The organism is Planomicrobium sp. CPCC 101079 (assembly GCF_007859275.1).
Taxonomy (GTDB): domain Bacteria; phylum Bacillota; class Bacilli; order Bacillales_A; family Planococcaceae; genus Planococcus.
In genome coordinates this window covers 400,241-422,199 of record NZ_VOHC01000011.1, presented here as the reverse complement: position 1 = coordinate 422,199, position 21,959 = coordinate 400,241, and the positions used below count along the sequence as shown (strand labels likewise).

Sequence of the window (21,959 nt, the reverse complement as noted above, 5' to 3'; positions counted from 1 at the left end):
ATCCATGTCTATCAGCAGCCGTTTTGCTGTAGGGATTCATATATTAACGCTTATCGAAGTCAACAAAGGAAATGTCAGTTCATCGGAATATATTGCGGGAAGTGTCAATACGAATCCCGTTGTTATTAGAAGAATAATTGGATTGTTAAAAAATGCGGGATTGGTCACTGTGCGTCCGGGCATTGCCGGGGCGGAACTGGCCAAGGATCTGTCGGAGATCACACTGCTGGATGTTTACAAAGCGGTCGATGTCGTCCAAGACCAGGAATTGTTCAGTGTTCATGGCAATCCGAATCCCGCTTGCGCGGTTGGAAGAAATATCCAAGAAACAATCATTCCTTTGTTTTCTGCTGCGCAATTTGCATTGGAAAAGGCTCTAGGCAGTGTCACAATTGAAGATGTTGTGAAGGATGTCTTGGAAAAAGAAAAGGCCAACAACAAATAACCACAAAAAAAGACATTCTTAAATGAATGTCTTTTTTTGCGCAGAACAGCACGGAGGGATTGTCACTATAATAAAGCATAGCCAAATACCATTTACAAATGCTCTTTATGGTCTGTCGATCTTATACAAAACATGTCTCTTAAGTGGACTGCCCACCGGTACTTTCGGGTCGTCAAACTCTTTCACTTTTGACATTCCGATTCGTTTCATAACCGTTTCAGAAGGAACATTTATTGTTGCGGTAAATGAATAAACTTCATTCAGTTGCAGTTTGCCAAAGGCAAAGTCTAAACAAGCTTTCGCTCCTTCGACCGCATAACCCATTTTCCAGAATTTCTTGTCTAGCCGCCAGCCGATTTCGGTCTCGAATTGAAAATCCGCCTCAAAACCGATTTCCAGCAGGCCGATAAATCCGATAAAGTTGTTGTCTTCTTTTCGTTCCACCGCCCAAATGCCATAGCCTTTTTCATCAAAATGCTTTTCAAATCGCTCGATCAAGTCATCCGATTCTTTCGTGGTCAATTTGTTCGGAAAATATTTCATGACTTCACAATCCCGATTCATCGATGCGAACTTCTCCTTGTCCGATTCTTTCCATCTTCTGAATCCTAAACGTGCTGTTTCAAACTCATAGGCATTAATCATGATCCAACTCCTCTATTCTTTAAAGTAACCCATCACTTTTGCTTGCACGTCACTTGTTTTCAAGAGGTGATGGCTTCCGCGAAACCAATCGTCTAAGAACAAGACAAAGGGGTGGATGAATAACAAAGGAAATAGGAACGGATTGCCATTTCCACTACGTGAAGTGGCGGTTACATCTAGTGTGGCCGCATTCATAAACACAAAGAATAAAGCTGTAGTGAAGAAACAGGTTTCCTCATATAACGAGCCAGTGGAAATGGATAGAATTTTTTTCATTTGGAAGGATACCTGGAATGTTTTAGGAATAACCACAAAAACGGCACTTCTATAATTAGTTCGATTTCTCATTTATAGAACTGCAGCTGAAAGATAGCGAATTCAAGTTTTTAAAATATAATTGCTCCACTTCATAAGCTGTATCTCTGGATCAGTTGGTTCTTCAATTTGGCCATCAGTTGCAAAAATGGAACCTGCTTTCATTTTTTGCGAACTGCTTAAAGGATGTTCCCAACACGATTCGCATTCACTGCACCATACAAAGAGCTCTTTTGTGTTTTTATGTTTTATGATTTCAATCCAGCCCTGATCGCATATTGGGCACCACGACACTTTGTTTTTATAGTATTCCAAGAAATTTTCACCTTTCTTCAAAACAGCCGATAGTTAATACGCCTTCGCCCAAATGACCATGTCATCAGCCTGTTCTCCACAGCATACACATGTTTCCAATAGCTTTTCCTGTTCAAAAGGCAGGCAACGCGATGTCGCTTGTGTGTGTTCCTTGATTTTGTCTTCGCACGCTTGTTTGCCGCACCACATGGCTTTGATGAATCCGCCTTGCTCCGTCAACTTGTCTTGGAATTCCTCCAGGGTATAGGCAGTCGCTGTTTTGGCAATTTGGTGATTGAGCGCTTTTTGGTAAAGGCTATCCTGTATGTCAGAGAGTAGGCGTTGGATTTCGGCTTCAATATTTTCATAGTCCACCTGAATTTTCTCACCAGTATCTCTTCTGACAAGTACCACTTTTTTCTCCTCGATATCTTTTGGCCCGATTTCCAACCGGAGCGGAATGCCTTTCATTTCAGTTTCATTGAATTTCCAGCCAGGTGTTTTGTCGCTTGCATCAATTGCAACGCGGACCGAACGGTTTAAATTGCCGTGAAGCTCATATGCGGCGTCCAATACGCCTTCCTTATGCTGGGCAACCGGCACGATCATCACTTGCGTTGGCGCCACTTGCGGCGGTAAAACCAAGCCTTTGTCATCGCCGTGAACCATGATCATTGCGCCGATAATGCGTGTCGTGAATCCCCAGGATGTCTGATGCACAGGCTGCAGTTTTCCTTCACGGTTTAGGAATTCGATACCGAACGATTCCGCAAATCCCGTGCCAAGATTATGGGAAGTCCCGGACTGAAGCGCTTTTCCGTCATGCATCAAGCTCTCGATCGTATAAGTGTATCTGGCTCCTGCGAATTTCTCTTTTTCCGTTTTGCGTCCCTTAACGACTGGGATTGCCAAGAGCCGCTCACAAATATCGGCGTAAACATTCAGCATTTTGACGGTTTCTTCATGGGCATCTTCTTCGGTTTCATGGCACGTATGCCCTTCTTGCCACAAGAACTCGAGTGTCCGCAGGAAAGGCCGCGTCGTTTTCTCCCAGCGGATGACGTTTGCCCATTGGTTGTACAGCTTCGGCAAATCCCGGTAGGAATGAATGATGTTTTTATAGTGTTCCGCAAACAGCACTTCGGAAGTCGGGCGGATGCACAAACGCTCTGCAAGTTTTTCATCTCCCCCATGCGTCACCCAAGCCACTTCCGGCGCAAACCCTTCTATATGGTCTTTTTCTTTTTGCAGCAGGCTTTCAGGAATCAGCAATGGCATGTAGAGGTTTTCATGGCCCGTTCGCTTGATCTCCGCATCCAATGCGCTTTTGATATTTTCCCAGATAGCGTAGCCGTAAGGGCGGATAATCATCGAGCCGCGGACACTGGAGTAGTCAACGAGTTCCGCTTTCGTCACCACATCCGTGTACCATTGCGCAAAATCTTCATCCATGTTAGTGATTTTTTCTACCAGTTTTTTTGTCATGGTCATTCTCCTTTTTTTGAAAAAATAAAAAAGCCCTGCTTTAATAAAGGGACCCTGGAGGTGGTACCACCCTTTTTTAAAGCAAAGCTTTACACTCGAAATCGGTAACGGGATTAACCGCCGTATTTTTCAATACAGATATGAAAGGCAGGTTCGAAAAACGTGTATTGGATATCTCACAGCTTTCAATATCCTCTCTGAAAAACACCGTTGATCTACTAGTCCTTAAACAGGCATGTTGCTCGTATAATTATTTTATTTAGACTAATTGAAATAAAAAATTAAGTCAATACATTATTTTTTTGTATTTTAAAAATAGCCAGGAAGTGGTGCCTGCAGCGTTTTTTCATAGGTTTCTTCTTTCGCCCGGATCATGCATGTTCCTTTAGAGGATTGCTGAAGGTCATTTGGCAATACACGGAAGCCAAACTGCTCATAATAGCTCGGTTCGATCTCACTGTATAAAATAAACGCTGCATCCGAATGTTTTTCAAGGCATTCTTCGATCAGCTTTTTGCCGAGGCCCCGGCTTCGAAAAGCCGGATCCACTACTATTGAGCCGATTCCGAATAAATTCGGCCGGAATTCAAGCATGATGAGAGACGCTATAAGCTGTTCCTCATCATTAACCAGAACATAACGGATGCCATTTTGTTCTTCTTTTTGGTTGTCTTTCAAATATTCCTCAAAAGAACGGCCTTTTGCCCATTCGCTGTATCCTTGTTTGTAAATATGTTTAAATTCGGCCGGTTTTGCTTGCCTTACTATCATGAGTATTCCTCCTTCATTTATCAAATTCAGTTTTCTTTTTTCTTGATTGTATAGGTTCTGTAAGTTTTCATCTATAATCTTTTTGGTTTTTTTCTTGTTTGCTGGTTTTAGTTTTTTGTATACCCTTATGTAAATTAATACATTTATTGTATTTAACAAGAAAAGCTCACGCTGATGAAATCGGCGTGAGCTTTTTTTAGAACAAATAGGAAATAAACAAACCGATGGACAACAAAAAACTGAACAGCGTATTGGTGATGCCGGTCGATTTCATTGCAATGCCCATTTGTTTCGGCTCTTTTTTGCCTTGTTTGAAGCCTTTGATCGCTTGAACCGGTTTCGGGATGCTCAGCAATACGAGCAGCGCCCAAGGGCTGACCGTCCCTGTTATGACCAGTGAGATGATCCAGATGTAAGCGATGAAAAAGAAAACCGCTAAACAGTTGATCGCCCGGTCCCTGCCAAGAAGAATCGGCAAGGTTTTGCGCCCGCCTTTTGTATCTTCCTCAATGTCCCGAATATTGTTCGCCATGTTTATGCCGCCGACCAGAATGCCGACCGGGATAGAGACAAGCAAACTGACGGGGGTAACCGTATCGGTCTGGATGAAGAACGAAATCAACACGAACCCTGTTCCCATCAACAGACCGGAAGCCAGTTCCCCAAACGGCGTATAAGCGATCGGCAGCGGGCCGCCCGTATAGAAATAGCCGACTGCCATGCCGATAGCCCCTATTGCTATAAGCCACCAGGAGCTGTTCATGCAAATATAGACGCCGATAATAGCGGCGATTACATACAAAACCAAAGCTACAGCCAGAACATTTTTCGGTTTCAACCCGTGCCGGACGATGCCTCCGCCGATGCCGATCGATTCAGCCGTATCAAGCCCCCGCTTGAAATCATAGTACTCGTTAAACAAATTGGTCGCTATCTGAAGGCACAAGCAGGCAACCATCATCGCTGCGAACAAGAGCCAGTCTATTTTAACTGCCGCCGCAGCTATGACCGTTCCAAGTATAACTGGCGCAAATGTTGCCGTCAGAGTGTGCGGCCTTGTCATCTTCCACATCAGCTTGCCAGGACTCATTGTTTCTAAATTTCCTTGTATCATTATTTCCACTTCTTTCTGCTGTTCGTTATGTATGGCGGGCAATGCCCACTGCCTATCATACCAGTATTTGCGGCAAAGAAGCGTAATTTTTGCTCAAAAAATCACCTGCGGAATCCTCCTTCGGAATGGATAACCTGTCCCGTAATCCATTCCGCGTCGTCACTCGCTAGAAAGCTGATCAATTTTGCCGCATCACTTGGTTTTCCGATCCGCCGCGATGGAAACTGTTGTATCAACTCCTTGCGTATGCCCTCGGTCATCCATCCGGTGTCGGTCGGTCCGGGATTGACGGCATTGACCGTTATCCCTAAAGACGAAGCTTCTGCAGATAGTGTCAGCGTCAGTGCATCAATTGCTCCTTTTGTAGTCGCATAGGCCAGTTCCCCAGGCATCGGACCTTGAAATTGGCCGGATGAAAGATTGATGATTCTCCCCCCTTTTTTCTTTTTGAAGCTCTGAGCGAATTTGCTGCTGAGAATCGTTGGTGCCCGTACATTTATAAAATAATGCTCGTCGAGCTCTTTGGCTGTGACAGAAGTAAAATCGCCATTTACTGAGTAGGTCGCATTATTGATTAGAATATCGGGCGGCCCAAGTACTTCAGCCACTTTTTCTAGAAGTTTTTCCAAGTTCTCGGTTTGAGCCAGGTCCACTTCCAAGTGATCAACAGCGACTCCGAGTTTTACTAATTCATCTTTTAATAATGACGGTTCATCTTTCCGGATTCCCCATGGCATACTTTCATCATATTGTGACCAATACGTAAAAAAGATGTCACATCCGTTTTCCGCCAGTTCTTTGCAGATTGCTGCCCCGATGCCCTGAAGCCGGCTCGCACCTGTGACTACAGCAACTTTCCCTGTCAATTTGCCCATGCTTCTTCCCTCCAAGCAAGTATTCTTCAACGTTATTCCGCAGCTGTTTGTCTTGTAAAGTCCCTCATACATTCAACATAACAACAATGCAAAACGTTTACAATCAACATATTTCATTTTGCATATTCCCAAACCAGAAGAGTTCTTGCATAATAAAGAGTGTTGAAAAGCACGCACGGTTGGAGGTTATGCCAATGAACTTTTACATAATAGGTGAAAATACAAAAATAGGAATTGAAGTTTTTACCCAAAGTTACCCTGAAAGCATAGATTATTGGGATGGCAATTGGTTAAATGCAAAAATCGAATGCGAAATACCAGGGTTTTTGGCGAAATTCAGCTTTCAATTAAGAACCGATGAAATAAAAGACTTTGCCGATCAGTTAACGGCAATGGATCAGAGCAGAGAAGGCAAAGCGGCACTGTATAATCTCGATGGCTATATCGAAATTGAAGGCATGATCGACGGGCTTGGGGATATTCAATGGACAGCAGCATTGTGCTATCCTGCTGGAAATGGTGCGAGCTTAAAGTTCGAATTCCGGTCTGATCAAAATTCCCTCAATCGGTTGATAAAAGAAATAGACGAAATCTTAGCCGTTTTCCCCGTTGTCGGCACACCTTAAAAGAGAAAGACGCCAGGCGGCTCTTTCTCTTTTTTATTGCTATCCATTTATCAAAAGCTTAGGACAAGTCCAATTTTCGATATGTCTCTTGGTCGCAGAGGATGGACAAGCTGGCATCGGGTGGAATCGGTTCTTCCAGTCGGCGAATGATGCTCAGGTCGGTGCCATCTGCAATTAAAGTTGCGCCTTGGTTTTTCAAAGATTCAAAAGCGTCGGCATAAGTTCTCCATGAAGGGTCCGGATGAATCTGCCAAATATGTTCATCGTACGAATGGCTTAGCAACTGGCTGAACAAATTGCTTGAACCATGGTGCAGCAAAGCTTTTGTCATCATATGCGAAAAAGATTCTCCGGAAAGAATAAACTCATTTACGTTTGCGTATTGAAACATGCGAATGTGGTCCTCATGGACAATTTCTGCAATCGTATAGATGGGCTTGCCTTGCTGAGCCGCGTATTCTTCAATTGCAGTAGCAATCAAAAGCGTCTTGCCATCCCTCAGTACCTCATCTTCATTTTCAGAAGCGAAAACGGAAACAGAATGCGCATAATCAATATTGGCTTGCTGCAGCACTTCCGTGTCTGTCGGATTGCCGCGGATATAGTGGAATTGCTCGTGGACAAAAGGCGCTTCATAAAGATGGTCAATCAAGACAACATCTGATTCAATTTCTTTGTTATTCAGTATTTCTTCAATCGTTTTCTGTACGCTTTTGGACCAACCGATGATTAAAAAGTGGTTTTTTCCTCTGTACCTCAGCTTCCCTTCCATTTTCAACCTCCTAAAATATGTATAGGAATCTACGATCTTCCCGAGAATAATGCCAATCAACCCTATGCCAAAAAGGTATAAGAAAATACCGAAGAGCATTCCTGGAACCGTCCTTGGGGCGTAGTCACCATAACCTATTGTTGTTACGGTCGTCATCACCCACCAAAAACCGATAAAAGGCGTCGGGAATTCTTCCGGCTCAAGAAAATGGATAAAAAAAGCGCTTGCGATATAAAAAGCACTTGTAAACAGCACCAATCTGGCTGTATTTATTTTAATGGCCTTTCTCATCAGCTCAAACATAAGACATCCTCCAAACGGAAAGGTCTTTAAAAGATCAGAACCTCTTTTTGCTTTGCTTCTTATAGATATACCTTTATTTCATGGTTCTTTAAACAGTAAGCCAACAGACAAAACTAAAAAAAGATGAGCATTAGATCCCGAAACAGAAATGTTCAATGAATGCCCAATACAAAAGGCCAGCCCAAGTAAATCGGGCTGGCCTTTTTAGAACTTATTTGCCTGCATTTCCTGCTTGTTCTTCCGCTTTTTTCTTTCTAACACCGATTAATGCACCTACTACAACAATTCCTACCAGCACTGTCCAGAACACGATCGTCCATGGGGTTGAGTGCGGGAAATCGTGGGGCAAAACGTGGACGTTTTCGTGTGCCAACGTCATGACAAGAAGTTTAACTCCTACCCAGCCAACAATAACGAAAGCTGCTGTTTCAAGCTGTGGATATTTTTCCAAAAGCTGTACGAATTTATGGGCAGCAAATCGCATAATGATTACTCCGATTAAACCACCGGCTAACATAACGAAGAACTGGCCAGAGTTGATGCCACCGATAGCATCCATGCCGAAGACATTCAAGTGCGGCAACGTCACTGCAAGTGCTACCGCAGCAAGCATAGAGTCGATCGCAAATGCGATATCGGCCAATTCGATTTTAAGGACGGTCATCCAGAAACTTGAACCTTTAGATTCTTTCGGTTTAGCAGCTTCTTCATGGTCATCGCCATGGCCTTTCCGCTGATCATAGATGTGCTTAACTGATATGAACAATAGATATGCGGCACCTAAAGCTTGAATCTGCCAAATATTCACTAGAAGCGTAATCATGAACAACGCTGCAAAACGGAAAACAAAGGCACCCGCTAAACCATAAAACAACGCTTTTTTCTGTTGAGCTTTCGGCAAGTGCTTAACCATGACAGCCATAACGACTGCATTATCAGCTGCTAATAGACCTTCTAGCCCGACCAATACTAGTAAAACCCATGCGTACTCCAATAAAATTGCTTCCATTCTCCATCTCCTCCTAAATTTCGCCAACAAAAAAGACCCATGCCTAAATAAAAGGCAAAGGTCTCGCTAAGCAAAAATTTGATTGCTATCACAACCGATGGCTCTGAACCATGTAATGACGACTGTGAAATAGGTTTCCCTATAGCTACTCCCCCTTGACTGAACGTCAGGGTCTATTGAGTTGTAAAGTCAGTATAGCATCTATTCTAGTATAATAACAATCATAAGATGCCCAAAATAAAAAAAAAAGACTTTTTCATTTGACACGGATAACTCCCGAGGAAAACGGTTAAACAAGGAATACTTACTTTCCCGACTTAAGAGGAGGATTAAAATGTATCCAAAAAATTCTATAGACCTGACCGGCACCTCTAGGACTGGCGGCAAGAAAATATCGGTTGGTAAAGTCATCCTTGGAACAGCAGCAGGTTTGACAGCAGTCGGCGGTTTTTTGGCGGATTGGAACAGAACTCATCTATTCAATCCGAATTGGCCGCCCCACGCAAAATTTCATGACGGAATGTCCATTACTCTCGGCTTTTTTCTCGGAAGCGCCAGTTTGTATTTTCTTTTCCGGACAAGTTCAGCTGCGGAACAGGATATCAAGTTTGCCGCCATGCTTCCCGCATTCTTTTGGTCTGCGATGGCCATCAGTTCCGCTTATCCCGGCGCAAAAGGAATGGAAGCCGAATTTCCTGAACTTGTGCCGCGCATCGGCGGGATATGGCTGAACGAAAAATTTGCTGCAACCGCCATGCTGGGGACACTAGCGGCCGGGTATGAGCTTATGCACAAAGAACAAAGCATTTAGCGCATAAAAACAAAGGGTGCTAAGAATTTCAGCCGTCCTTTGTCTCCATTTTTATTTTTTTCATTCTTACGGGTATCTGCTCAGCTAAACGGATGAAGTTTAACTCACGTATCAAAACCGTTCCAAGCACCAGGTTCCCGGCAAGATCAAATTGAGATTGGACGATTTTTGGTTGCTTCTGCCAAGGCATTGACTTTGCCCTGTAAAAATTTATGGTCGTATGATTTTAAATCTTGGTCCTTCAACACTTCAAGAACGTAAAGCTGTATTTTCCAAAGGGTGGGGTGATGGTAATCAGGACAAATTTTGGCAGCGATTTGGAGCGAATCTGCCATAGAAAACAGAACAGATATATCCTCTTTTCCGTAATGCGACAATTGAAAATAGACATTGTACAAAATATTTTCATAGGAAGGAAAATGATACAAGACCGTTTGGTTTCCATTTTGATCCAACAGGACGAGATTGCCGGTCTCCAAATGTCCGATCTTCCCAAGCAGGCTGCCTATGCGGATAATGATGTCATTGGCAGTATTCGGATCATTTATGCCAGGAGAGATGGCACGAAGTGCAATTTCCACCAGCTTCTGCAATGCATAGGAAATGTCTTGTTCTGCAAGCCTTTCATTTCCTATCGAACAAAAGTCCTCCATTTCAAAATCCTCATCCTCATCTGAATATATATGCATAACAGACATTCCTTCGTAAATGAAATCCCCGATTGCCGCATTGATTTCAATTTGCAGTTCGTGTTCTTCTGCGTAATTTTTAAGTTTGTCCAATGCCAAGAATTGCAGATAACCTTCTTTTTTTGCAGCCACAACGTGCTTGCTTCCTGAAGGCGACCAATATAACGACTTGGAAACCGTAATCTTTTCCTCCTGCAAGTCCTGGTAGCGGGAAATGACTCTTTCCGTATCTTCTATTAATTCATCCACGAGTTTGCCGACTTGTACGGTTGTCGCAATATAATGGATAAAATACGTAAATGTCGCTAAACAATAGAAAGCAATAAGAATTCCGATGAATGTGGAAATGACATCGTGTGTGTATAAATCATCTCGCATAAACAACAACGATAATGTGTTATAAATGAATCCCCCTAAAAATACGCCCAATACTCTCCAAGTCACTTTATCATGTACAAAGTTTTTAAGTGCCCGCGGTGAAAACTGTGAAGAATACATGGTCAATACAACAAGTATGGTGGAAAAAGTAAAAGTGCTCATTGTTAAAAGAGCTCCGGATAATGTTCCCATAATGGTCTTTGCCAAATCCACTTTTGTCAGGAGAATGGATGGGATAAACTCTTTGTAACGTTCGACCAGCAAAAGGTCTACATAAAAGAAGCCAATGGAAAGCAACACCGCCAGAATACTGAAAATTGCCGGCGTCATCCAAAATTTTTCCTTGATCCAATACGATATATTTGCCAAATCCGCTCCCTCACTTCCTTGTTATGATTCCAGCTATTCTTTCTTGCTGGACCGTATCTGTATAATGGGCAAAATGCCAGCGAATGCACGGAGTTGCGCAAACAGATAGCATCTGCCTAATTTACCCTGGACATTCTTCTGTAAAACTCCGCTTTCTTCAATTCATAAATTCGGATTGAAAAAGACTGTAGAAAAGCTCAGATAAATCGAGTTCTTCTACAGTCCGGGCTTAAAAACGAACAAGCTTCTTCAAATCTTTTTGTTTTCGTGGCTGTTCCACTAATGCTTGCTGCTTTTAGGAATCCACTCACCCGATTCCCTATTCTTTTGTTATGTGCATTTCTTGCTGTACGCTTGAAATTGTTCTCATTTCTTTCACTGGAACTTCAATTCTTCTATTCTAATAGAACCTTAGGGTATTGCGGCCATCGTTTTTTGCTTCATACATAGCTTGATCGGCCTGATTCATCAAAGTCTCTAAGTCTTTTCCGGGTTCTGCATATGTTATGCCAACACTAGCTGAAATATCAAACTCCCACTTTTGTACTCTCACCGGCTTGTCACTTAATTCGTGCAGAATAGATGAAGCGGTTTCTTTCGCTTCTTCCAAATCTTCTGTTGAATCCGGGATCAGCAAAACGAACTCATCTCCACCGATCCGTGCCACTATACTGCCTGGAGGGGCCACTTCCTGAAACACCGAAGCCACTTTTTTCAGCAATTCATCTCCTGCTTCGTGGCCATATTGATCATTGACCGCTTTAAAACGATCCAAATCGACATACAATAAGGCATACGGTTGATTTTCTTCAGTATTCCGTTCAAAATGACCGACCAAATACGCACGATTGTGCAGGCCTGTCAATAAATCCCGGACCATCATCTCTTCAAGAACGATTGCTTGGCTTAATAACAAGCCAAGCGTCTTGATCAGTTTGACATCATACTCAGAAAACCCATAAGGTTTTGTATCTGCCGCGCATAATGTACCGAAAACGGAATCGCTTGAATGATAAATTGGCGTCCCGATATAAGAACCATTTTTTATCCGTTCGGCCCCAGGGTGGTTTGCCGCGGCTTGGTTCTCAGCGATGCTTGGAATAACCAGGGGTTCACCGTCATTTTCAATGACAAGCTTACAAAGAGACTTGTTCAACGGGGCTTGTTCACCTTCTTGGAGCAAAGTGGTTTTCCGGTTGAAGGCCTTGACAATGAAATTAGTTCCCTGAGCAATATTAGTTAAAAATATCGAATTAACGTCAATGGTTTCGCTTAATAGCGAAAAAACTTCATCAATCACATGATCGATTTTATTGAAATAGAGCTCTTTTTCGCTTTTCCTCATTATATTCCCTCCAATGAATCTACATTGCAGCGTTAAACAGCCGCTACTTGCGGATCTCTCCTATTTCTTATTATAAATGCCCTGAATAAGAAAAGTTATTCATTGGATGAAAACTTTCACGGAAAAAGATGGCGCCATGAGGAATAGGCAGGATGCTCTAAGCGGCCTGCCGGTCGGTAATATCTTTTTTCTTAGGTCAAACCCATTTCTTTTCTTTATAAACCGTCTTTTGCCAAACAAATCTTTTCACCGAAAAATACGCATAGAGAAGATCAACGGATTTTCCTTTGATGAAAGTGCCGATCAACTTTTTGTCCATATCTCCTGACAGGAAAAAGTCTAAGCTATTGATGACACGCTCGTCTTGCATAATCTTTTTTAAATGGGTTTTGATCAGCTGGGGGGACAATCCGCTTTTCGGGTTGAATAAATTCCAGAAACAAGTGACAACTCTAGAAGTATAAAACTGCTCAAAAAGCTCTTTGTTTTTGCCCGAATAAGCATTGTTCTTCTTTAAAAACTCTCTGGTCGTCCCTTGCATCATCTGCATATTATCAAATAGGTCAGTACGGAATTGGCTTGTAATTGAAGCATTGTTCGAATCAATATAGGAATAGGGGATTTCGTGGCTTAAGCTTATTCTTTTGCAGTTTTCCAAGTATTGAAGATTAAAAAGCAGATCTTCTCCCCAATTTACTTTTGTATCAAATGCTATCGATGCATCTTTTATGACAGCTCTTGAATACAGTTTGTTCCAATTGAAATGGATAAAGTAATCTTGGTATAATTCGCCGAAATGCTTTAGAAAGCCTTCGAGTTCGTACTCACCCGTTCGGCCGATTTGAAAAATCTTGGAACTGATGATTTGGCCGTCTCTTTTGAGGATTTTTTTATAGCCGCATATGACCAGTTGGTTATGGTCTCCCATCGTTTTTACTAATCCCTGTGTCATATTCGAATCGATAAAATCATCAGAATCCGCAAATTGGATGAACTCGCCTGCAGCCAAACCGATCCCTTTGTTTCTGGCTGCTGATGGCCCTGAATTTGTTTGATGGATCACTTTTACCCGTTTGTCTTTTCGGGCATAGCCCTCACAAAGTTCACCGCTTTGGTCGGTGGATCCATCATTGACAAGAATCAACTCAATTTCCTTATACGATTGGTTGAGTATACTTTCAATACAATTTCCTAAGTAATTTTCTGCATTATAAACAGGTACGATAATACTGACAAGCTTCTTCGACTTCATAGGATCCCCCTCCAGCAAGATTTATGGATAAATATACCGACAAAAAATTTCGGACTGTTCTAAAATTGTAGCATACTTTTATAAAGTTAAAGTAAATTCCTTGTAGAGATTATAAAGTTTGCACTGATAAAAGGAGTTCACAAAAGCAAAATACAGCCTCATTAGCCCCTTCAGACACTGGATTTTGCTAGACCTTACCGGCTTTAATCGGAAATCTTTCAAGGATTCCCTATCTAAGGATAATATCCATTTTTTTGAAACAAGCCTACAAGAATATTCGAAGTGTGTTATACTTATAATATTATTGAGACCTTGGATCTTTCTAGACTTTTCTTAGTCACTTTCCATTGCGAAAGGAGAAATCCAGCATGACGAATGAGAGCATCAAAGCCCTATTAGTCACCATTTGCCAATACAATACGGTACGGATTACCCAAACGTTTTCAAGAGATGACATGGATTGGATTCAGGTGAAGTGTGTACCGAATACCAGTGTGTTAGAACTAACCTATCTTGAAAACCAAACTATCGAACATTACGAATCGATCGATGAAGCTGCTGATGTTATCGAGAAATCACTCTATTCCCACGTTACTGTTTAAACTCCTAAATGCTTAGGGGTTTTTCTTTTTTCATGAAAATTTGGTTCAGACATAAAAGTCTTGGAAATCTTACGCTAAAAAGGAGAGGACTCATGGAAATCGTCATCATAGGCGGAGGCATTGGCGGCCTTTGTGCTGCAGCAGCTCTGCAAAAACAAGGGATTTCGGTTCAGGTCTTTGATGCCAACCCGGAATTTTTACCAGTTGGTGCTGGCATCGGTATTGGTTCAAATGCCATGCATGCTTTGGCGGATCTCGGAATAGGAGAAGAAGTCTTTCGAAAGGGCTATGTTCTTCAATCTCTCGTTTTTCAAAATAAAAATGGAAAGCTTTTGAAATCCATCGACTTTCTTGCCTTAAGCGAAAAATCCGGTCAAAAAAACATAACAATTCACCGAGCCCACCTGCACCGGACATTCATAGACACATTAATTCCCGGGACTTTGCACTACCGAAAAAAATGCATTTCGGTAGAACAGGATTCGGAGAGAGTGACCGCCTTTTTTGCGGACGGGACACATATTGAAGCAGATTTACTGATAGCGGCAGACGGCATCCATTCTCCCATCCGGCAAAAAATTTTGCCAAAGTCAAAACCACGGTATGCAGGCTATACCTGTTGGAGAGGCATTTCAGACAATTTAGGCAAAGTGGAAGAATTCACTTCAAGGGAACTTTGGTCGACAAAAGGACGCTTCGGCGTAGCTCCCATGAAAGACGGCAAAATTTACTGGTTCGCTTGCGTCAACTCCCCTGCCAGAAATCCGTTACACCAAAATCTTGCACCACAAGAAGTCGCCAAGCTATTCAGCCATTTTTTGGAATCCATATCGCATATTATCAGAACGACACTGCCAAAAAATATGCTTCATCACGATATTATGGATATCAAACCGCTCGCCCGCTTTGTTTATGGAAAAGTCGTCTTGCTTGGCGATGCAGCACATGCCACTACACCGAACATGGGACAAGGAGCCGGCCAAGCGATTGAAGATGCCATCTGCCTTGCGAATGGATTCGAGCAGTTTGCGGATGTGGAGCAGATTTTAAGATTCTATGAAGAAAAACGTGTTGCACGGACCGCAAAAGTGATCCGCCTTTCCCGCCAAATCGGGGCAGCTGCCCAATTGCAATCCTTGCCCCTGGCCGCTGCAAGAGATTTTTTATTCTCACTAATTCCTTCTGTAGTACTGCAAAGGCGTTTAAAATTCTTGTACGATGTTGAATTGAATTAGCTAGAGGGCATGAAAAGGAAGGGACGCGGCTCACTAAGAGCCGCGTCCCTTCCTTGTTTTAACATATTTGAACTTCCCGCTTCCGCAAACTTGTTATTTAACAATGACCGAAGCGGCTTTACTTTTATTGCCAGCCGTATCTTTAGAATCTGCAGTTAAAACAACTCGTTTCGATTGTGGTTTAATTTTCACCGAATACGCTCCTTTAGACGTTGCTTTGGCGGTACCGATAACAGTTTTGCCTCTTTTTACTGTAACAGTTGCGTACGGTTCTGTTTTCCCACTAACGCTTTTCGAAGAAGAATACACGTTATACACTACAGGAGCTGAAGGTGGAGTTTTATCTGCGACTTTTTTGTTCGTTGCGGCACTGATGTTTCCTGCGGCATCTTTAGCAGTTACGATGATCGCCGTTCCAGCTTTTTGTTTTGAAATCTTAACAGTAAAAGCACCGTTTGCAGCGGCTGTCGCTGAACCGATGAGTGTGGTTCCTCTTTTAACAGATACCACGGTTCCTTTTTCTGCCAATCCTTTTATAGATGTAGCATTATCTCCAACAGTTGGGACGGATGGGGCGGGCGGCGGCGTCTTGTCTATGACTTTCTTAGAAGCTGCAGAGCTGATGTTTTTAGAAGCATCTTTTGCAGTTACGCTTAGCACAGTTCCTGCCTTTTGTTTTTGGATCGGCACAGTATATGCACCGTCTGCACCGGCGGTTTTATAGCCAAGAACGGTATCGCCCTTTTTGACGGTAATAGTTGCACCTTTTTCTGTTTTTCCACTCACAATCAGTGAAAGATCTGAAACCGTATTTACCGTTGGCTCAGCAGGAGCAGTTTTATCAGAAACTTTCACAGTTACCGCTTCGCTCTGAACGTCAAAATTGTTTTGAACATAAACGGCAAGCGGCGTCCCAGCAGGCTGTTTTGGAATTGGAATAGAGAAAAACCCACTAACATCAGGAACGGTTTTACCGATTACTTGAGTCCCTTTACGAACAAATACGGTGACTCCAGTTTTTATAACTCCCCCAGTAATAGCAGTTGATTGGTCTGAAACCGGATTTATAATAGGTGCAGCAACAGGCAAGTTCACACTTACTTTCAACGACAGTGAACCTGTATTGCCGGCTTTATCCAATGCCTCCAGTCTCAAGATATACTCACCAGGCGCTAAGCCGCTCGTGTCCCAGCTGCTGATGCTTTCGTTTGCTTTTGAAGCTGTTCCGCTTGAAATCAGCTTCCAGTCTTCTGGAGAATTGCTGTTTGCGTAAGACAAGCTGTAACTTTCTAAGGTCTCATCTTTTATAGTTCCTCTAATGTTCACCGTTTTATACAGCGATTCGTCAGCTTGAGGTGATGTGATCGTCACTTCCGGCTTTTTCTTGTCTTCAATTGAAAAAGATTTTAGTAGAATGTTTCCAAAATATCCTTTCTCGTGTTGGTACATTTGCCAACCATCTGAAACTGGTCCAAGAAGTTTTTTCCCTGTGAATCTTAGCAGAAAAGTTTTTGTTTCACCCGGTTCAATTCGTTCTTCCGGCAATAGTGGATCAGCGGTTAAAATTGCATCCGCATTGATTGATCTCAATTCGAATCCAGTTTCCGCTGTCCAAGCTTGTGACCCTAAATTTTCCATTGTTATAGCCATAACTGGATTGCTATCAACTGAAATGGCAAAAGGCATAGAACTCGACAATGGCTTTGCATCGTTTTCAATTCTGATTGTACCGGTGATTGGCGGAGAATACAGAGACATATTTCCATTTCCATCTTTCGCGGCAATCGAAACATATACAGGTGTAAGCGGATTGACCGGGTAAGGATCTATTTCTATTTCATTTTCTGTTGCTTCTTTTGAACCGATATCAGCAAGCCCCGGTTTTGAACCCACCTTTATATGATAGCCGGTCGCATCCTCCGAACGATCCCATTTCACTTTCACCTTATTCGGAGAAGCTTCTGTGATAACTGGGTTGGCGATTGGCTGCGGTGCTGTCTGATCCGGTACTCCTATGCTTATTTCCTCAGAAGCAGCTGACTCGCCGAATTCGTTATAAGCGGTAATCTTGAAGTAGTAGCGGCTCGGGTCTTTACTTGTACCACCAGCATTACGGTACAAAGCGGACGGATTATCAGGCATATCCGAACCCGAAGCGTCGAGTGCTAATCGGTATGCGCCATTTTGAATCGCTTCGGCAGTCGGCCATAGTCCTTTACCTAATGAAGTCCACTCGGTCATCATCCCGATATCTATAGTTTCATACTCTTCACCATTAAAAACGGAAAGCTTATACCCTTGAATTCCTTGATGAGAGTTCCATTTTAAGCGTACATAGCCTTTGCTTGAGTTTGCTTGCAGTCCAAATCCCGATCCTTGAGATAAAACTGGTCTAGGAGCGAAGTTGATCATCAGCCGGGGTGCTTTATCCATGTTGTCATAACTTTTATTGGCGTAGCCTTTGCCACTGTAGAACGAGCGGTAACTTTCCTGGACATCAGAACTCCCTTGCACCGCTAGGCCGAAATCTGCCGCAGGGTCGTCATACCATTCCGCCGCCATTTGGCTGACATCCCATTTGAAATGGCCTCCGTCCACACCGATTCTCATCGTTTCAATGGCATAAGGACCACTGATTTCCGGGCGGTCCGACCACGTAACAGCTCCACCTTCCCATGCATCCAGAATTTTATGTACAGTATAGCTTTGGTTGATATAAACAGGATCCCAATATCCCCACTTAACGGGCTTGTCAACTTCGAACAAATGCAAATCAGCACTATACATAAGTCCGCCATTTAAATCAGGAAGCTGATTGCCGAATTTGATTAAAGATATATTTTGATTTCCGCTATGGGTCCCTGCCGTCAAATTTTGATCCGAAGAATCGCTGTTCGGTAGGCTCTCTGAAATAGAAGCTTGATAATCAGGATATTCTCCAACACTACCATCCCAATCCGGGAGCCAATTATTCGAAGCTGTATCCTTAAAATAAATTGGTTTTGGAAAAACGGCCAATCTGCTGCTAAGATTAGGATTGAGCGTTGTTTCCGAAAATTCTGTTTGGCTAATAACCGTTTCAGCATTTATTGGTTTAACGAACCCAAAATGCTGGCTGCATAACAAAAATGCTGTAACTACTGCAACTTTTTTAGATAATAAATTCACCTAATATCCGCCCTTTAGTAAAATCAGATTGTCATATGTTATTTATAACCTTTTATCTAGGAACAATCTACCTAAATTCTAATTATTTTACAGTTTATTATTATAAGAAATCCTTCGCTATTTTTCGCATTTCATACTTTTTTCTACCTTTGATAATGTAGTCTCTAGGTATATAATGTTCTTCACATAAAAAATGGAAAAGAGGAAAACCAGTGAAATACATCTTATTCGATTTTGATGGAACTCTAGCGGACTCCACCCATCTGTATATGAACGTATGGAACCAGTTGGCTGAACGTTACAATTTCAAGCCGGTCACAAAAGACGATCTCTTATCAACAAGAAACTTAACGATCCAAGAAAGGGCCAGGCAATACAATTTCCCCATGCATAAGCTGCCGGTCATTTTGCCTCAGATTTACCGCTACTTCAAAGAACATGTGAGTGAAGTGAAGCTGTTTGAAGGAATAAAAGAAATTTTGGACGAGCTCGCCCGAAGCGGATATGTCATCGGCATTGTCTCCTCCAATGCCAAAGAGAACATCGAAATGCTTCTGCACCAAGAACAAATAGTTTCGGTTTCTGAAGTAATGAGTTCAAGCCGAATTTTCGGCAAAGACACTGTCATAAAGAAGTTCATGAAAAAACATAATGCTGCGCCGGACCAGTTGCTGTATGTCGGAGATGAAGTGCGCGATATTATTGCTTGCAACAAAGTCGCGGTTCCGTTTATGTGGGTTAGCTGGGGCTTGGACGGTTTTGAACTGATTGAAAAGGAAAAACCAAAATATGTTGCGCATGCACCAAAAGAAATTCTTGATGCGTTGCTTTAAAATGCGAACAAAGAAAAAGAAGAGTGAAAGGCCGTCCAGCCTTTCACTCTTCTTTTCTTCTTATATCCAGCCCAAAACAGGCAAGTTAATTTCTTGCTGCCGATTGTATAGGTTGCGCTTTTTTGTCAGTAAGCGTGTAAAAAGTAATTAAGCCGATTAACGATGTGATAAATAAGATGGCGCCCATCGGCACAGCGGTTGTTTCATCAATGCCGACGAGCGGCGATACAGCGGCTCCAATTAACATTGGAAGCATGCCAATAACGGCACTTGCGCTTCCTGCCCGGTGCCCCTGTTCACGTAAAGCCAATGTAAACGAACTAGTGAGAGTCATGCCGATTGTAATCATGTAAATGAAAATAGGTATAACAATCGTAGCCAAATGCCCTTCGATTATTGTGGCAACAAGCAAGACAGACGTCGCAATTCCAGCTGTGGTAACAGCAATTTGAAGCAGGCGTTTCTCAGGAACAATTCCTGCAAATCTTCCGATGAGGTAACTTCCAAATATGATCGCTAACCCATTTATACCAAACAAGACACTGAACATTTGCGGTGAAACACCGTAAATTCCCTGGTATACAAAAGGCGTCCCTGACACATAGGCAAAACTTCCGCCGTGGACAACTCCTACAATCAGAGTGTATCCGATATAAGAACGGTCTTTCAGCAAATTCCCCATTGTCCGGAGGGATTGACCGATGGAACTAGGACTCCGTTTGTCTGGAGGCAGTGTCTCAGGCAGCTTCGCTCCCACTGTCAGGACGATTACAATGCCAAGAAACCCCAAAAAATAAAAAATCGTCTGCCAGTTTGCAAAAGGCAGTGCTAAAATGACACCTCCGGCTAACGGCGCCGCCATTGGAGCCACCGAATTAATCACCATCAACAGAGAAAAGAATTTAGTCAGTTCACGGCCGCTGAAAACATCCCGAACAACCGCGCGGGACAAAACGATGCCTGCAGAGGCGGTAAAACCTTGTAAAAAACGAGCGACAATAAGCATTGTGATATTTGTGGCGAGAGCGCAAAAAATAGAGGACAGCGCAAATAATGATACCGCAATTAGAATCGGCTTTCGTCTGCCTTGTGCATCACTGATCGGACCTGCAATCAATTGGCCTACTGCAAGCCCCATAAGGCACGTAGTCAAACTGAGCTGAACAAGCGATGCGGATGCATTCAAGTCAGCTGCGATACCTGGAAAGCTTGGCAAATACATATCAATATTCAGCGGAGCAAGTATGCCAAGCAGGCTGAGAAGAAGCGCCAAGCCAAACCGCGCTTTTCCTGTCGGATTGTAAATCATAATTACCAAACACCTTTCGAGAGAACTTTAGGCTGTTTCTTTTCTTATCACTAGAACCTTGATGGTTTTATATAGAATTAACAAAGTAAGCCTAAATAAAATTCGAAACAACTTTTTCATCCTTATAAACACCTTACTAAGGGTACCACCCTATGAAATTTATAAACACCTGTTTTTCTAATGTAAACGCTTAACCATAAAATTTTTTCCATATTTTCTACCGCTGTTGCTAACGTTTCACTCATCTAAAGAGAATTTTGGCGCTACGGCATTTAATTCTTGAAATGCACTTTCCTTAACTAGTTAATAGTTTCCAAGGTAATGTTTGGGAAGCTTGCTTATAGTTGTCCGCTCTCAGACTGTTCTTCTTCCACTGATAACTTTTAAGGCACTATGATTAAACCAAAAGAAAAGAGGAATACTTTATTGATAGCCTTTTCAACGTAACAATTAGTTTGAGAAGAAATTGAGAGAAACGAATGGAGGACTTAGCGATGATGAAAGCAAGTTTCGACTTAACTGGAAAGGTTGCACTGGTAACTGGTGCCGGAAGAGGAATAGGCCGAACAATCGCGGAAGGACTTGCGCATGCAGGAGCAGATGTTGCGTTGCTGGCGCGTTCGGCAGATGAAATTGGCCAAACCGCTAAGGAAATTCAAGAATCTTCCGGAAGAAAAGCAGTTGCTATCGTATGCGATGTTTCTGACAGACAATCTATTAATGAGGCTGTCAATAATGCCTTAGAACAATTCGGAAAAATTGATATCTTAATCAATAATGCAGGAACAAGTGTCCGGGAGACAGCGCTTAATTTGACGGAAGATGATTGGGACAAGGTTATGAATGTCAATTTCAAATCCATCTTTCTCATGTCCCAAGCAGTCGGGAAACATATGGTCAATCAGAAATACGGGCGCATCGTCAATATTGCATCTGTCGCTTCTAAGTTGACCCTTGCTTCCGGAACACCTTACGGTCCCAGCAAAGCAGGCGTTGTGCAATTGACCCGCCAATTAGCAAATGAATGGGCCACTTATGGCGTTACCGTCAATGCAATCAGTCCTTGGTTTTTCAAAACCGCCTTCAACTCGGAAGCACTCGAGAATGACGAATTCCGTACCCTATTGGAAAATCGTACGCCTATGAAAAGATTAGGGCAGTTGGAAGAATTGATAGCGCCGGTCATCATGTTTTGTTCTGATGGAGCCAGTTACGTTACCGGGCAAAATCTTTTTGTCGACGGCGGCGTTACTAATTATGCTTTCTAAACGGCTATTAGGCATATTTTAAATAACACACAGGATCAAATATTTT

21 protein-coding genes are annotated in these 21,959 nt (G+C 42.6%); 7 read left to right on the top strand and 14 right to left on the bottom strand.

Annotated elements, in window-relative coordinates:
* The first annotated feature begins 4 nt into the window (after nt 1-4).
* Nucleotides 5-445, top strand: coding sequence for an Rrf2 family transcriptional regulator (locus tag FQV28_RS06605; protein ID WP_146494805.1), 441 nt, complete (start codon nt 5-7; stop codon nt 443-445).
* A 105-nt stretch (nt 446-550) separates the two neighbouring features.
* Here the strand turns inward: FQV28_RS06605 and FQV28_RS06600 are convergent, their stop codons facing one another.
* The 7 genes from FQV28_RS06600 to FQV28_RS06570 all read right to left on the bottom strand — a co-directional run bounded on the left by FQV28_RS06600 (nt 551) and on the right by FQV28_RS06570 (nt 5,944).
* On the bottom strand, nt 551-1,090 hold the full coding sequence (locus FQV28_RS06600) for a GNAT family N-acetyltransferase (protein ID WP_186763794.1): 540 nt from the start codon (nt 1,088-1,090) through the stop codon (nt 551-553).
* 12 nt (nt 1,091-1,102) lie between these two features.
* Nucleotides 1,103-1,366: a hypothetical protein gene (locus FQV28_RS06595; protein ID WP_146494803.1), complete on the bottom strand. Its 264-nt coding sequence runs from the start codon at nt 1,364-1,366 to the stop codon at nt 1,103-1,105.
* 102 nt (nt 1,367-1,468) lie between these two features.
* Nucleotides 1,469-1,720: a hypothetical protein gene (locus FQV28_RS06590; protein WP_146494801.1), complete on the bottom strand. Its 252-nt coding sequence runs from the start codon at nt 1,718-1,720 to the stop codon at nt 1,469-1,471.
* Nucleotides 1,721-1,753: 33 nt separating this feature from the next.
* Nucleotides 1,754-3,184: a proline--tRNA ligase gene (gene proS, locus FQV28_RS06585; RefSeq protein ID WP_146494799.1), complete on the bottom strand. Its 1,431-nt coding sequence runs from the start codon at nt 3,182-3,184 to the stop codon at nt 1,754-1,756.
* Between the two features lie 309 nt (nt 3,185-3,493).
* Nucleotides 3,494-3,955, bottom strand: coding sequence for a GNAT family N-acetyltransferase (locus FQV28_RS06580; protein ID WP_146494797.1), 462 nt, complete (start codon nt 3,953-3,955; stop codon nt 3,494-3,496).
* 196 nt (nt 3,956-4,151) lie between these two features.
* Complete coding sequence (locus FQV28_RS06575; RefSeq protein ID WP_146494795.1) at nt 4,152-5,069, bottom strand: 1,4-dihydroxy-2-naphthoate polyprenyltransferase; 918 nt, start codon at nt 5,067-5,069, stop codon at nt 4,152-4,154.
* Nucleotides 5,070-5,170: 101 nt separating this feature from the next.
* Nucleotides 5,171-5,944 (bottom strand): SDR family oxidoreductase, encoded by a 774-nt coding sequence (locus FQV28_RS06570; RefSeq protein WP_146494793.1) that lies wholly within the window; start codon nt 5,942-5,944, stop codon nt 5,171-5,173.
* 194 nt (nt 5,945-6,138) lie between these two features.
* Here FQV28_RS06570 and FQV28_RS06565 point away from each other — a divergent pair, with 194 nt between their 5' ends.
* Nucleotides 6,139-6,570: a WapI family immunity protein gene (locus FQV28_RS06565; RefSeq protein ID WP_146494791.1), complete on the top strand. Its 432-nt coding sequence runs from the start codon at nt 6,139-6,141 to the stop codon at nt 6,568-6,570.
* 58 nt (nt 6,571-6,628) lie between these two features.
* On the opposite strand, the gene FQV28_RS06560 is transcribed toward FQV28_RS06565, so the two are convergent.
* Together FQV28_RS06560 and FQV28_RS06555 are read right to left on the bottom strand one after the other, a co-directional pair.
* Complete coding sequence (locus FQV28_RS06560) at nt 6,629-7,645, bottom strand: potassium channel family protein (RefSeq protein ID WP_146494789.1); 1,017 nt, start codon at nt 7,643-7,645, stop codon at nt 6,629-6,631.
* Between the two features lie 211 nt (nt 7,646-7,856).
* Entirely contained in the window at nt 7,857-8,654 is a 798-nt protein-coding gene (locus FQV28_RS06555; RefSeq protein WP_146494787.1) for a TerC family protein, read from the bottom strand.
* 334 nt (nt 8,655-8,988) lie between these two features.
* On the opposite strand from FQV28_RS06555, the gene FQV28_RS06550 reads away from it, so the two are divergent.
* Nucleotides 8,989-9,465, top strand: a complete 477-nt coding sequence (locus FQV28_RS06550) for a DUF6640 family protein (protein ID WP_146494785.1) — start codon at nt 8,989-8,991, stop codon at nt 9,463-9,465.
* A 146-nt stretch (nt 9,466-9,611) separates the two neighbouring features.
* Here the strand turns inward: FQV28_RS06550 and FQV28_RS06545 are convergent, their stop codons facing one another.
* The 3 genes from FQV28_RS06545 to FQV28_RS06535 form a co-directional block, all read right to left on the bottom strand.
* Entirely contained in the window at nt 9,612-10,901 is a 1,290-nt protein-coding gene (locus FQV28_RS06545) for a DUF2254 domain-containing protein (RefSeq protein WP_146494783.1), read from the bottom strand.
* 400 nt (nt 10,902-11,301) lie between these two features.
* Nucleotides 11,302-12,246 (bottom strand): sensor domain-containing diguanylate cyclase, encoded by a 945-nt coding sequence (locus FQV28_RS06540; protein ID WP_146494781.1) that lies wholly within the window; start codon nt 12,244-12,246, stop codon nt 11,302-11,304.
* Nucleotides 12,247-12,442: 196 nt separating this feature from the next.
* A complete protein-coding gene (locus FQV28_RS06535) occupies nt 12,443-13,498 on the bottom strand; it encodes a glycosyltransferase family 2 protein (protein WP_146494779.1) in 1,056 nt (351 codons plus the stop codon).
* A 368-nt stretch (nt 13,499-13,866) separates the two neighbouring features.
* On the opposite strand from FQV28_RS06535, the gene FQV28_RS06530 reads away from it, so the two are divergent.
* Together FQV28_RS06530 and FQV28_RS06525 are read left to right on the top strand one after the other, a co-directional pair.
* A complete protein-coding gene (locus tag FQV28_RS06530) occupies nt 13,867-14,100 on the top strand; it encodes a hypothetical protein (RefSeq protein WP_146494777.1) in 234 nt (77 codons plus the stop codon).
* A gap of 92 nt (nt 14,101-14,192) precedes the next feature.
* Nucleotides 14,193-15,335 carry an FAD-dependent monooxygenase gene (locus FQV28_RS06525; protein ID WP_186763793.1) on the top strand — a complete coding sequence of 381 codons (1,143 nt, stop codon included), beginning with the start codon at nt 14,193-14,195 and terminating at the stop codon, nt 15,333-15,335.
* Between the two features lie 93 nt (nt 15,336-15,428).
* On the opposite strand, the gene FQV28_RS06520 is transcribed toward FQV28_RS06525, so the two are convergent.
* Complete coding sequence (locus tag FQV28_RS06520) at nt 15,429-18,503, bottom strand: Ig-like domain-containing protein (protein ID WP_146494773.1); 3,075 nt, start codon at nt 18,501-18,503, stop codon at nt 15,429-15,431.
* Nucleotides 18,504-18,715: 212 nt separating this feature from the next.
* On the opposite strand from FQV28_RS06520, the gene FQV28_RS06515 reads away from it, so the two are divergent.
* On the top strand, nt 18,716-19,336 hold the full coding sequence (locus FQV28_RS06515; protein ID WP_146494771.1) for an HAD hydrolase-like protein: 621 nt from the start codon (nt 18,716-18,718) through the stop codon (nt 19,334-19,336).
* 85 nt (nt 19,337-19,421) lie between these two features.
* On the opposite strand, the gene FQV28_RS06510 is transcribed toward FQV28_RS06515, so the two are convergent.
* Nucleotides 19,422-20,645 (bottom strand): Bcr/CflA family efflux MFS transporter, encoded by a 1,224-nt coding sequence (locus FQV28_RS06510; protein ID WP_146494769.1) that lies wholly within the window; start codon nt 20,643-20,645, stop codon nt 19,422-19,424.
* A 494-nt stretch (nt 20,646-21,139) separates the two neighbouring features.
* Between FQV28_RS06510 and FQV28_RS06505 the strand changes: the two genes are divergently transcribed.
* A complete protein-coding gene (locus tag FQV28_RS06505; protein WP_146494767.1) occupies nt 21,140-21,913 on the top strand; it encodes an SDR family NAD(P)-dependent oxidoreductase in 774 nt (257 codons plus the stop codon).
* Nucleotides 21,914-21,959: the final 46 nt, after the last annotated feature.